Annotated in this window: 11 protein-coding genes; 4 read left to right on the top strand and 7 right to left on the bottom strand. The window is 48.6% G+C overall.

The window, feature by feature from the left end; all coding sequences use genetic code 11:
• Window positions 1–265 precede the first annotated feature (265 nt).
• From H6F67_RS26660 to H6F67_RS26640, 5 genes are all read right to left on the bottom strand, one after another.
• Window positions 266–2,125 carry a prolyl oligopeptidase family serine peptidase gene (locus tag H6F67_RS26660; protein WP_190769688.1) on the bottom strand — a complete coding sequence of 620 codons (1,860 nt, stop codon included), beginning with the start codon at window positions 2,123–2,125 and terminating at the stop codon, window positions 266–268.
• 75 nt (window positions 2,126–2,200) lie between these two features.
• Window positions 2,201–2,353 carry a hypothetical protein gene (locus tag H6F67_RS27465; RefSeq protein ID WP_199304659.1) on the bottom strand — a complete coding sequence of 51 codons (153 nt, stop codon included), beginning with the start codon at window positions 2,351–2,353 and terminating at the stop codon, window positions 2,201–2,203.
• Between the two features lie 560 nt (window positions 2,354–2,913).
• A complete protein-coding gene (locus H6F67_RS26650) occupies window positions 2,914–3,450 on the bottom strand; it encodes a TniQ family protein (RefSeq protein ID WP_190769687.1) in 537 nt (178 codons plus the stop codon).
• Window position 3,451: 1 nt separating this feature from the next.
• The gene (locus H6F67_RS26645) at window positions 3,452–4,357 is read right to left on the bottom strand and encodes an ATP-binding protein (RefSeq protein WP_190769686.1); all 906 of its coding nucleotides are present in this window, start codon (window positions 4,355–4,357) and stop codon (window positions 3,452–3,454) included.
• A gap of 50 nt (window positions 4,358–4,407) precedes the next feature.
• Entirely contained in the window at window positions 4,408–6,474 is a 2,067-nt protein-coding gene (locus tag H6F67_RS26640; RefSeq protein WP_190769685.1) for a Mu transposase C-terminal domain-containing protein, read from the bottom strand.
• Between the two features lie 745 nt (window positions 6,475–7,219).
• Here H6F67_RS26640 and H6F67_RS26635 point away from each other — a divergent pair.
• From H6F67_RS26635 to H6F67_RS26620, 4 genes are all read left to right on the top strand, one after another.
• On the top strand, window positions 7,220–7,645 hold the full coding sequence (locus H6F67_RS26635) for a hypothetical protein (protein WP_190769684.1): 426 nt from the start codon (window positions 7,220–7,222) through the stop codon (window positions 7,643–7,645).
• Window positions 7,642–8,064 (top strand): HNH endonuclease, encoded by a 423-nt coding sequence (locus H6F67_RS26630; protein WP_190769683.1) that lies wholly within the window; start codon window positions 7,642–7,644, stop codon window positions 8,062–8,064. The genes H6F67_RS26635 and H6F67_RS26630 overlap by 4 nt, the downstream gene beginning before the upstream one ends.
• Window positions 8,065–8,779: 715 nt before the next feature.
• Window positions 8,780–9,208, top strand: a complete 429-nt coding sequence (locus H6F67_RS26625; RefSeq protein ID WP_242020820.1) for a hypothetical protein — start codon at window positions 8,780–8,782, stop codon at window positions 9,206–9,208.
• A complete protein-coding gene (locus H6F67_RS26620) occupies window positions 9,189–9,488 on the top strand; it encodes an HNH endonuclease (protein WP_190769682.1) in 300 nt (99 codons plus the stop codon). The genes H6F67_RS26625 and H6F67_RS26620 overlap by 20 nt, the downstream gene beginning before the upstream one ends.
• 1,192 nt (window positions 9,489–10,680) lie before the next feature.
• On the opposite strand, the gene cas12k is transcribed toward H6F67_RS26620, so the two are convergent.
• Both cas12k and H6F67_RS26610 read right to left on the bottom strand, forming a co-directional pair.
• A complete protein-coding gene (gene cas12k / locus H6F67_RS26615; RefSeq protein ID WP_190769681.1) occupies window positions 10,681–12,369 on the bottom strand; it encodes a type V CRISPR-associated protein Cas12k in 1,689 nt (562 codons plus the stop codon).
• Window positions 12,356–13,033, bottom strand: coding sequence for a hypothetical protein (locus tag H6F67_RS26610; RefSeq protein ID WP_190769680.1), 678 nt, complete (start codon window positions 13,031–13,033; stop codon window positions 12,356–12,358). The genes cas12k and H6F67_RS26610 overlap by 14 nt, the downstream gene beginning before the upstream one ends.
• Window positions 13,034–13,199 lie beyond the last annotated feature (166 nt).

The following is a 13,199-nucleotide window of genomic DNA, read 5'->3' as shown; positions in this document are numbered from 1 at the left end:
CGCGCTGGCGATTGGCTCAGGTGACCTGCTCACGCTGCGATGGCTGGTAGACAAGTTCAGTGTTCTTCCCGCCAAGGTGCTGTCGCGACAGGCTACCCCCTTGACATTTCACAATCGAATTTTCTGTTCTACGCTTCGTCTCAATCCGGGAAACAAGCTGCGCTTCTTCTGACTGATGCTGCGAGCCAGTTGGCGATTCGTATGGGCTGGTAAAGATGGCGCGATCGTTCTGCAATCACCGCGAGTCACACTGTCAGCAGTTTTCCTATTTCGACTGGCGCTGCAACACGCGATCGGCAAAGCGGAGCTTGAGTTCCTGGTGCTCGATGCTCTGCTCGTTGTTGCCCATCAGATGCCCTGCCTCAAACCAATGCACCTCGATCGCCTTGCCTAATTCTTTGAGTTTGGCTTCATATGCCTGCATCTGTCTGGCCGGACAGCGCGTGTCATTTCTGCCTTGGATCACCAGAATGGGAGCTTTGACCTGCGCGGCGTAGGTGATGGGCGATGCGGCTCGATGCACTTCTGGCTTCTCCTGCGGCGTTCCGCCAAACAAGCTGCGCTGAGCGCCCCGCAGCGTCTCGGCTTGGTCTTCGTACATCAAAAACCAATCGGCGATCGCCACTTCTGCCATGCCGCCTGCCCACAGGTCGGGATACTTGCCCAATGTCTGCAACGTCAAATAGCCGCCATAGGAACCACCCGTTAGCAGAATCGCATCGGCCTGAGCGATGTGCTGCTCGACCAGCCAACTCCGTGCCGCGACCAGATCCTCGACTTCCAACTCGCCTAAGCGCCCCCAAATCGATCGCTCAAACTCGCCTCCAAACGTGGTTGAACCGCGATAGTTGACCGACATCCAAGCAAAACCATGATCGAGCCAAACTTGAGCGCTGGCCGCAAACGTTTCAGTGGTGACGCTAGAAGGGCCACCATGAGCATGAACGATCGTGGGAACGGGCGCATCTGCTGCGTCAGGCAAAGCTAACCAGGCTTGGATCTCCACGCCATCTGAGGAGGGAAAGCTCACCGATCGCCAAGGCGCACAAGAGGGTGCGGTTCCCACTGCAAGCAGCGATTGAGTTTCATTCGTCACAGGGTTGAACGCGATCAGATGAGATGGTTTCGCGGCATTGCTGACGGTGAGTAGGATTTCTTCATCGCCTAAAAACTGGCCGCTGCTCAGTGTGCCGCTGGGATGCTGAAGCGGCTGCAACTGCTGGGCACTCAGGTCATAGGTGTAGAGGCGGTAGCAGGCTTGATGGAGCTCACAGAGCAATAGCCGATCGCCCGCTGCTGACCAATCCCACACCGACAGTTCGCCCTGTACCTGACCGAGCGGCAAGGCCGTCTGCTCTCCTGTACTCAGATCCCACAACCAAGGACGATTAAAGCCCGATCGATCGCTCATCACCAGCAAACGCTGATCGCCCGGTCGAGGCGAAAAGCAGACGGGGCGGATACTGGTGTCGTTCTCATACCACTCAGCCATGCGATCGCCGCTGGTTGTATTCCAAGCTATCAAGCTGAAGGCTCGTGTTCCTGAGCGTTCAGTCGTCGCCACAACCACAATTTCTCCATCATGGGAGAAGGTGAGCCTGCCGCAGAGGGCGGGCGATCGCCACAGCAGGATTGGGCGATCGAGCTGGTCTTGCTCAAGCTGGTTGATGAGGTAGACCTGGAAGCCGGATGTATCAGCAGCGATCAGGCCGAGCCGCGTTCCGGCTTGATTTTCACTGAAACTTGCGGAGGCATACGGTGGTAGCGTTGGGGTGATGTCCTGCGGCTCTCCTCCGGCAAACGGAACGCGCACGTGATGCCCAATCTCGTTGCCCTGCTGGTCATCGAGGTAATACACAAAGCGGCCATCTGCGGCAATGCTGCCTTGCGACTTGCCAGCGGGATGCTCAGTGAGTTGTGTCAATTCGTTCGTCGCCAGATTCCAAGCATAAAGCTGGTGGATACCCAATCGATTGGTACAAACCAAACCCCGCTGCGGCTGAGCAGCAGCAAGTTGTGCCCACAAAATTCTTTGTGCCCGGAAGCGCTGCTTCCACGGCGCTGTGCTGTTTAGGTCAGGAGAGTGCATGGGGAGCGATCGACTGTTGCCCACAGTGTAGTTCAAACAGGGTAAACGTGAATAAGGGTTGTGAACAGCTACCAGGGCAGTATCTCGCCGTTGTTGTGCCAAAACCTGCCGCTAGTATCGAGCATCAATTCGCGCTAGCAATCCTGTTGAGGGATCGTCGGCGATCGATCCCATGCGGCTCGTCATCAACACGACTTTCGACTCCGTGTGCAGATGCAGCAGCAAGATTGTCTTCGGAGGCTGAGCAAGGCTATTCCACAACATCCCGCATAATTTGATTACTATGCAAATTTAGCAGGACGCTCAGTTGAAGTTGCCCTAACGATTTCCACGATCTAAAACAAAATAATCCAGGAGTGTATGGTCAATCTGTACAAGTTCTCCACTGTGAGCTGAAAGCAATCCAGATGTAAGTTCTCCGCGATCCCCAATCAGTCTAGAATAAATAACTGGTAAAGAAGATGACCAAGATTCATGACTTGAGCATTCAGCCAAGTTAGGACAGGCAGTCGCCAATCCTGTCATGCTCTGGCAGTCGAACCCGATGGGACAGGACATACAATCAACTCCTGATGTGCGCTTGCTTAACGGCTCAAGCTTGCACTCAATCAAAGTTAAGTGCGAGCTTGATCTTACAGCAATCCACGCAGCGAACAATAGGGAGGCGTTGAAGTTATTAATCAAGCACTGCATCGTTAAGTTTACTTTTGCTTGGCTCAATTGGTTCTGACATGTCAGGTGAGGCTGCATTAGCAAGCAATTGAAGCCAGAGAAACAAACATTTTCTGGATTGATGCCTGAGGCTGAAGTAGCAACAAATAGGACTAGTTCTGTCTACTCGCCTTTCGATTTTTGACCATACTCTTGAAACGCATGCCGCAATTCCTACAGCCTTTTGCTTCTTCTAGCAAGCCAAAAATCGAGAAGGACTCTTTGCAATTGGGGCACTTCATGAGCAGATCAATTCCATGCTGGTTGCATCCTTTAACAGGAATGAATTGCCAAGCAAGCCGGTGATAGGCATCCTCCTGACAACAAGCTGCACAAATACGGATTGGGTAGGGACGCGATTGCTCTGTTTGGGCGGGAAACATTTGTCGGAGTCGATCGACCTCAACCCGCGTCACTCGGCTGAGTGCTTCCAATTGCTTCTGAGTGGGTTTCGGACTGAAAAAAAGCTTTTCCCAACAATGAACTGGTGTATCAGCACCAACAAGTTCTCCGAGTCTAGTGGCCGAAGAGATTCGGTTCGCTTTGGCATGACGAAAGCGAAGTAGAAAGGAAGCAATACTTTCTCCATCCTTGGGTTCTACAACGTTGAACCAGGGTGTCGTGTCATCGCGATCGTCCTCTAGTAGCATCCTAATCGTCTCCTGGTAAGTTTGGCAGTGGCTTGTCTCTTTTTCTATAACTGCCAACTACTTGCTGAAGGACAGCTTTATTAATACATAGAGAAGGTTGATCCTCCGATGACTGAACGATAACTTTCGTTAACACATTTATGAAGTGATAGAAAACCCATTGATTTAGATCTCGATTCTCGGAAGCGACGCACAGACCATTCATAATCTGATCATCGAACATGGCAGTGGGGTCTGACAAACCTAAAAATTTTCCTCCAAAATGATCCAACAAAACATCAGAAAACTCATCTAAGGAGAGTCCACCGAACGAATGCGAATACTCAAAATATCCATCGAGATCTTGCCTTATAAGCTTACTTTCTAGCTCGGTTGAACCAGCGAGAACCAGGGAAATTCTAGTCTGTTTTCTGAGCGATAGCCTGATGAGACCCAGCAATGCCTGCCGAGTCAAAGCATCGGCATGGTCTACAATCAAGATTTCCACCCCGAACTCTTTCAATGCCTCCCAAGTTCTTAGCAGCAGGTTTTTTGTTTTGCCTTTTCTATCGCCATGATTGAGCAGTTCTAAGATCCGAATACAGATATCTCTAATTCCCCAAGTTGGAAAAACCTCAAGATAAAGCGTATACAAAGGAATGCTTCGCAAGGCGCGATCGCCATTGAGTCTAAGGTAGGACTTTAGTGCGACTGATTTACCAACCCCTTGAGGTCCTGTCACCAAACCAAATGATTTGTATTTGCGCTGCTCGTCTAGCCACTTGTGTAACTCTTGGACACAGCTTGTTGGCGCAATGAAATCACGGTTGATCAGCCTGGCGACCTGATCTTCGATACTCAACGCTTTTGGCAAGTTTTGAGCAGGATTGGGAAGCGGATGTGAAAAGGCGACGTTCTCCTGAGCCATTACGAGTTACCTGTGCGACCAAAGTAGATGGTTTACCGTGAGCAGTCAGGCTATGAATCATTCCTCCTTCTAGAGTTTAACTTGTCCTGAAAAAATTGCAGTCGGCGTTTTTGAATCTGTTCGCTCATATCAATCACTTTTGCCGAGTCGGAACTTTTCGCATTTCCAACTAGCTGCGGTTGCGGTATTTCAGTCATTGTCGAGGCGATCGAATGCTCTGAACTCTGTGCAGTAAGCTCAGGTGCTGCGGCTTCTAGATGACTTGGATCTTCGCTAGAAATCGAAGTTGCCGCAACTTCTGATTCTGAAGGACGAGTAGAGTCTTTAGCAATAGAATGGAGTGTTTCCTGTACTTGCTTCTGACGATTCTTCCGCTTCCCTTTCTTTGCCTTTTCCTTTTCATCTGCTACAGTTTTGCGGCGCTTCCCACTGTATTTTGCTCGACTACCTTTCGTTGATTCATTAGCTGCGTTTCTGCTGGCACTAGCAGCCTGGTTAATCTCATCTAACTCTTCAAACGAGAAGACTTCTGATTCGAGGTTCTTCAGGTTGATCATTCTAATCTCAAGATTTAACTCTTTAATGAGTTGATTGAGTTGACCCACGTTGAGCATATTAGCAGTGCTCAGAAATCTTCCCGGTTTTTCATCCGTTTCTTGCTCAAACACGAGAACGCGAAGAATGTTGTCCGGGTCGTATCTCATCGTTACTCTTCGGCCTTCATAGGCTTTGAGAATCTCGGTGCGGTAAAGCTGATTCTTGAAGCGAATGGTGCCATGTCGGTAGACCGTACAACTGACGACCTTCATTAAACAAATATCGAGTCTTCGATCGTCGATTACAGTCGGAAGTTTTCCCCTCAACCCATGTAGCCACTGCTCATAGCGAGTTCTGATTTTGCCCTTCGGACATTCATGGTTGTACTCGCCGTAGAAATACCACGAAATGATTTTGTCAATCACTCGTGGTATTAAGCAAGCTCGTTTCTCAGCACCTTTGACCCGTTTTGTCACATTGGAGCCAGTGTAACCCGGCAGTTTCGAGAGAACCCTTTTGTTCAGCCCATTAAAGACGCTCTCTACATCCCCACCATCTTCCTTTTTACCTCTCAGATGATGAGTGAAGCCGACTTGCGGACCAATTTCCTCCAACGCTTTTCCAATTTCCTTGACGTGATCCGAGTCCAAGTCCTTACCTCGATCAGTGCCTAGATTCCGGCAAGGACCGTAAGGAATTTTGACATCTTGTAGATCGTAATCAGCAGGAAAAAACTTGGGACGAATTGCACGTTTCATGACGAGCGCAACCGCCTTTGAATCGGGTTGCTTCGCACTCAATAGATGGCTTAGGATGCACTTAGAATACACATCTTTAATGACGGTTAACCACAGCCGTATGACGCCTGGAGCAGGTGCAGTGTCCTTCTTTGTAACTTTTTGAACGTATAGAACTTCTTCTTCATCCTCAAAAATTGAAAACACATCGATCAGCGTGTGATCGATCTGCACAAATTTGTTTGAGTAGCTTGCTTTGATAGCTTTACCAGTGCTCGTCTTGACGACTGCCTCTGACCCCTGACCCGCACTGTAGACGCCTTCTCTAGTTTTCTTGGCCTCTATTAAGGGTCCTAAAATTCGCAGAACTGTCCAGTAAGAGGGATATTTATCGACACCTAAGATTTCACGGGCTTCTTGCTCAACAATGCCAGCCACCTCAGTCGGGGTCATTTCTTGCCCTGGTTCGTTTCCTGCTTCCCAAGTGTCGATAATGAACTGCTTCCAGTCCCGCGTGAGCTTGTGTTGCCCCTTCTTCGGGCGCGGTTCTTGGGGAATTGCCTCAGTTCCCTGTGAGAAGTGAATTTGTAGCCACCGCTCCAGTGTTCGTTTGCCAATTCCTAAGTAAGAAACGGCCTCTCTCTTGCGAACGCTTTTGGTCGATCGATCGGGTGAGGCAGCTACCCAACTGACAATCCGAAACTTGACCTTTTTGGGATCGACACCATCTTGCAGCAGTTGTCTGACGAACGCATGGATGTCTGTACTGAAATTGCTTTCGTCGAGCAGTACAGTATCGGCAGAACAGTCAGGAAGTTCGGTTTCAAGGCGATCGCTAGACATTGATTGTCGCTCTACTCAATCACATCACTTAAAAATTGCTTTTGCCATCATTGGAACTTGATCACAACTCGGTGCAGGTGAAATTGTGCAACCACCGCTCGATCGTTCGCCGAGAGATGTTTAAATATTCGATTGCTGCCTGCTTTCTGGCTGTTTTAACTGCGTGAGTTGGAGAGCGAATTACCCACTCGATGAGGCGAAGCTTCCACTCCTGGTACCCTATCCCCTCGTGAACGAGTTGCTTGAGAAGTTCGTTCAAGTCATCACTATCGGTCATGGATGCCTCCGAAAAGGGCAAGCGCGTGAGAACCAAGATGTCAACACCATACTAGATTCTTAGAATCTGCGCCATTGATTTGCACACACTGTTACAAAAAACGAGCAGGCAAGTCCGTGAGCAGCAATGGTTGGAGAACAAACAAAGCCATAGGAGCAGCCTTTTGGCCTTCGGCAATGCAAGTCGATCGCCTGACTCGGATGCTTAGTCCCTTCAGAAGCAAAATACGTCGGCCTCGAACTCATGCTTGATTACCCAGCTAAAGATCACAGCTACATTCGTGTGCCGAAGTTCTGGCCATCGCCTCACTTTTTATGAATCTATTCACTTTGAACACTGTGCCCGCCCGCGATGGAATAGCGGCTACAAGTTTGCCAGATAGCTTGAGGCAAGCGCGATCCGCTTCGCCGCCTGCAACGTGCAAGAGAAGATAGAATCAACGGTATTCCCAGAGCCTCAAAGATTACGATGACGACGCAGCGAGTGACGATCGACCTTCCAGAAGCCGTTTTTCGGCAGTTGGTGCGGATTGCTCAGGCCACACACCAACCCGTCGAGAATCTCGTGGCGCAAAGTGTGATTAGTAATCTTCCCCCCGATGTCGATCGCGCCGCACCTGAGTTGCAGCCTGAGTTGTTGAGGATGCAGAGCCTGACCAATGACGAGCTACTGGCGATCGCCCAAGCTCAAGTCGAACCCGACCAATACGAACTTCATGCCGAACTCCTCGCGAAAAACGAAGCCGGCATGCTCACGCTAGAGGAGCGGCAGGATCTCGCCGTCCTCAGACAAGCAGCCGATCATCTGATGCTGCGTAAAGCTTATGCGTGGTCATTACTGCGCTGGCGCGGCCAACGCCTTCCTGCCCTCAACGAACTACCGCTGCCGCTGTGAGCATTTCAGAAGCAGTGCGGCGGCAGGTCATCGCGGAATCGAACTATCGCTGCGAATATTGCAAAACTCCTTCGAGGCTGACCGGAACACCATTAGTCATGGAACACATTTTACCCCGCTCACTCGGCGGAAGTGACGAGCGAGAAAACTTAGCTGCCTCCTGCTACCGCTGCAACGAATTCAAGGGGGCAAAGACTGATGCGATCGATCCTGAAACTGGACAGCTTGCACCACTGTTTCATCCGCGACGGCAACTTTGGGTTGAACACTTCGCTTGGGGCAATGGCGGAACTCAAATGGCTGGCCTCACACCAACGGGGCGAGCAACTGTCGTTGCATTACGGCTCAACAACGACAATCAGGTCGAAGCGCGATCGCTGTGGATTGAATTTGGCTGGCATCCACCAGCAGAGACGTAAGTCACACTCTGCCCATGACTCACCCTGTCACGTTGAAGTTTGGAACTAAAGGAAAGCCTAGCGCCAGTATTTCCAATGAAGAGCTATAGGGCAAGCGCTGAGAATCAACACAGATACGGCTTTCAGTAGTTAAAAATTCGCGCCACCAATTTGCTCATGTTTTAGTGCTCATATTTTCGCGAAAAAGCGATCGCCCGCTGTCAGCGCCAAATCTTCAATTTTCGATCGCTGAAAAGTTGACTGTGTAATGCTTTGAGCGATCGGGAATTTGCGCCACTGATTTGCTAGCAGTTGAGAGGCAACAATTTCGTCAAGCGCAGTTTTTCCTTGTGCAAAAAATAAAATTGCGCCACTAATTTGCTAATTAATCCAATTGGGGCTAAAAAGCATAAAAATCTTGGAATGCTTGTAGAAGAAGGGTTTGAGCCTCTAAGAGAGTGCGCCACTGATTTGCTATCGCGCCATATTATTTGCTCACCCACAAAAGCTGAAACCGCTGCATAGTCAGCATTTTAGAGATTTTTCTCCGTAAAATTGGCAGTAAACCCGTTCGCACGATCGATGTCGCCATTACCAGATTCGCAAGCTTCGTGTCGCTACCTGCTTCATAGAACTTAATTTGTGATTCGCACGATCGATGTCGCTGTTTCGGTGAAGCGACCAGCCTTCACCACGCTTCCAGTAAAATGAAAGTCGCTAGACCAGTTCTACCCGTATGACTGCAACTGTCACACTACAACTTCCAGATCCGATTTATCAGCGGCTCGTCAATACGGCAACCGCAACGGGGCGATCGCTCGAAGAAGTAATGCTGCATGCACTCAAAGTTGGCAGTCCACCCGACTGGGAGAATGTGCCCGACGAGTTCAAGGCAGATCTAGCAGCCCTCGATCGTTTAGAAGACGAGGCGTTGTGGAGAATTGCCACATCTCGAAAAACGGATGCACAGATGGCACGGCACTACGAGTTGTTGGAGCGCAACAAGGAACACGCTCTCACCCCAGCACAACAGTTGGAATTAGCACACCTGCGATCGCAGGCTGACCTTATTTATGCTGCGAAAGGCACAGGCTGCCGCTCTTTTGCACTGGCGTGGGCATCACGTTCCCAATGCTTAAGCACCTGTGTCCACTTACATTCCTGAAGCGTTAAGGGCGCAGATTCAAGCAAGCGATTGTCAGCAATGCTGTTACTGCTTAACCAGCGAAGCAAATAGCGGTATTCCTATGAGCTTTGACCACATTCATCCTCAATCCAAAGGCGGAGCCACTTCATTTGAAAATGTCTGTTTGGCTTGTCGCTCCTGCAACGAATACAAATCCGACTCAACCGAGGGGCAAGATCCACTGACAGGTGAAGTTGTGCCACTGTTCAATCCGCGAATGCAGCAGTGGTCAGAGCATTTCTGTACGGTCGCACGGTAAATGTCGCTCGTCGCACGTTAATGTCGTTTTTGGCATTTATTAATGCACTTTTAAGAAAGTCGCACGTTAATGTCGCTAAAACCGTGTTTTGCTGCTTTTCGCAAGCTAATGTCGCTAACTGTTCATGAGCTGGTTGCCCTACAGAATAGTTAAAACTAGATCAGACAAATCCTTCAGGAATACAGGGCAAATTTAAGTCCAGTTGCTGCTTCGTAAAACAACCTGCGCTCAAGCAATAGACTTGAGCGCCTAACGGCTATCAATTCAGCCTTGGTGTTAATCGTCAGTACTCTACAAAGTTTGCAGACCTCTGCCTCTCTCGTTCCTTCTCGATAAATTTAATTGTAGCGAAATTAGTCCCAATTTATCTGAATGCATGACGAAGAGCGTATTTGACCATGTAGCTTCTCATTCCATCGCACCTAAAAGCAGTCATTACGATTCGACAGCGATCGCGCTCAGACCAATTCCGCGTCGCCCTTATTCCGTCTCACGCCAAATCGCTCATTGCGACTAAGCCTAATCAATAACGTCTTCTTTCAAAGATAACTCTTTCATTCCGTCTCACGCCAAATCGCTCATTGCGACTTGACAACTAAAACCCAGGAACTATGTCAGTTTCAAGCTGCTTTTTGGCAAAGCTCCGCTCTTGTACCACTTTCCTTGTTTGGAAAAGGAGCGATCGAACAAGGGCGATCGTGAAACCCACAGCCACTCAGGAATTAGGAATTGGCAAAGGTGCCGGGAATATGACTCCCGCTTTGGTTTGCCAAAAAATCGAGAAGGATTCGTAGCCACCTTGGAGAACCAAGCCCTACCCCTAACAAATCAGAAGAACCTTTCTGCTAAAGGCGTTTAGATCCTTGCGGATCATACTCACTTATCTGGGTTGCACAGACTATGATTGAAGTAGGTCGTGAACCTGCATCCCTAATCTTTCTCTCATTAGCCCAGACAGCCATTACATTGCTGCAATGAGGCGGGTGTCAGGGCACCCCACCAAGAGCGGGCAGCTACAGGGGGTCGAAAGTATCCCTTGCGGGCAAAGCTCCCCTTACTTCAGCATCTAGACATTGGCTTCAACATCCAGGTACTAACTTCAGCATAGAGACACTAAAAAGTGTAAACCCCTTATAGTGCATATGCATCGGCGCACTGTAGATCAGTGTAGTGTATTGCAGCGGAAACTTGGCTACGTCTCGTCCGAATTTAATGAATCGTAAGCTGCGATCGCCAGATTTGCGGCTTGCTGAAAGGCATCTTCTTCGTACACTGTTTTTTGTTGCATCACATTTAACCCATCCGTTGTGGCACGACCAACAATTGCTTGACTCAATCGGCTGTAGTCCCACTGATGTAGTTTCTCCCCGTGCGCTTTGGTATATCGCGCCATCGCTTTCTTGCTGCCATTGCATTTGATTTTGGCTCTCGCCACGAGCTGGCTATACAACCGATCGCGCCATCCATCGGTTTCTGGTATCACGATCATACTGGCTTTGTACTGTTGCGCTAACTCGACTATCCCTTTGGCAAATAGACGCGCCACCTGCTCACCTAATCCAGATTCAGTCTTGTGAACATGCCGATGCGCCTTCTGGTCTACCTGCCGTTGCTTTGAGTGTTCTCGCCGTTGATGGAAATATCTTTGCAGTAAATCGTGACCTTCCTTTGAGATGCTGCGGCTGTTTCGGATCGCTAAAACCTTGCGTCGCATTGCATCGACCACTGTAACCACCAAGTGTTTATCGAGATCCAGAAGCACACCGACAAAAATATTGTCAACGCCTTTATAGAGTGGGCGATCGGGACGGTCGAACAAAGGGGAATTTTGTAGAACATCTAGTTTTGGACGAGGTTTGTCAAGCTCAGCTTGAAGATCTTCAATTGCCTTTTTGAGATTTCCAATTCTTTTGATTTGAGCTTCACTTCTAGAATCTTTGGGTACTTTCTCTAAACGACTTAAGCGTTTTTTCTTTTTCTCTAACTCTTCCTGCCTTTCTTTCAACTTTTCTAACTGAGGCTCTAACTTATGCTGACGAATCTTTTCCAAGCCCTGCTTGGTTAGAGCATCGGAGTCATAGGTCCAATGGATTGAAAGTTTGCACTCATTCCAGAACCCTTTTCTTGGGTAATGCTGAAACACATGGCATTCGGAACACAATGGAGAATCACTCTTTTCACTAGACTCTTCAGGTTTCCAAATTAGTTCGATTGACCGCAGAAGCATAAAGCTCCCTGAATACTCAACTTCATCCTCAGCATTATTTTTGGTTTGCCAGTCCTTGAGAAAGGTTTTGATCAAGGGCAATCGACGACGATGACAGCGTACTTCAAAAATCAGATCACCCCATCCATTAAGTTTGAAGGAGATTTTTCCCGATCGGTTGGACTGCCATGCTCGAACATCTTCATACCCAAAGCTAATCGGGTAAGGCAGAGACTTAGGCTTTCTGAGAAATTCTGACAGTTTGGGGGTGATTAATTCATGCCACTCGTAGAACTGAGACTCAACTCGCTCTGCTTCAACTTTGATTGCTTGAAGGAGATAATGACCGAATTGAAGATATTTCTGTGTGGATGTGGTGTACAGCAGGAAAGAGAAGATGAGAATTCGATAGTATAAAAGACTATTCGGCTTCTCCCATAGAAAGCTCATTGACTTGAGTAAATGCTGCTTGAACCGAATGTTCTGCTCAGAACGGGATTGGTGGATTAGCAGCGAAAACGCCAAGAAGTAATATTGGTTATGCCTTGCTAAATCTGGATCTGGTAGAGTCAGCAAGTCATCTAGCGCTTCTTCAAACGCCCAATGAGGAAACAGATTTCTGGCTCTCGGTAATTGGCTTAGAAGCTGCTTTTCTAACCGATCAATTTGCAGCAAGGCGTTCTTCCAACGTCATAGCCTGAGAAGGCTTGTCCTGAACTCCTTTGCGCTTTCTAGGCTTCCTTGGCTCCAAGCGAACCTTGCCACCATTTTTAAGCAGGTGAATCATTGCACGACGACTCAACACATCTTCCGTAGTGTCAAACTTATCAAATAAGATGTTGAACACCCTGCGATTGTAGGCATCAACTGATTCATCTTCGGACTCATTTTCCGCTTCGATCTCGCTTAAAACCTGCTCAGCGCGACTCTCAACCTCAAGTTGGCTAAAGTTGCTGTTTTCAGCCAGTTCAGCATCGCTTTTGACGACGGACAACCAGCGTTCCTTGCCTCGAATCTGACTAATTAGCTTTTGATGAGTAGCAATCCAGCTCTCATACATTTCTTCTACACGCTCAGTAGCTGAGGTGCAGCTGCGTCCGGACATGCCCTCAAATTGAGGTGTTTCTTTGAGGTGATCGCATAATTTCTGCACCAGTCCTTTCGGAAGCCAACTGTGTCCCTGTTTAGTGTCTGTATCTTGATTGGTGTCTGTTGTGATAGAAGTTGGAGCCTTGACATCCTGCGTTGTGCGTATCCAATTAATCACGTCGGGATTTTGCTTGATTTGCTCGCTGATTTGATCGACGAGAATCGTGTGCTGGTACGCTCGTTCACACAAACGACACCAGGCTACTGCATCAAACGGAGGTAGATCTTCTAGATTCTTCTTTATACAGCAATCCTAAATAGGAGATGAACAGTAGCCGTACATAAATGCTTTGGCAAAAGCAAAGGTTTGACAATGTGTGACTAATTGAAACAGAAACTTGACCGACCCAAATCTT

It is taken from the genome of Microcoleus sp. FACHB-1515 (genome assembly GCF_014696105.1).
Taxonomy (GTDB): Bacteria; Cyanobacteriota; Cyanobacteriia; order Elainellales; family Elainellaceae; genus JAAUTJ01.
Note: the sequence above shows the minus strand (reverse complement) of the source record. Positions and strands in the feature narration are given on the sequence as shown.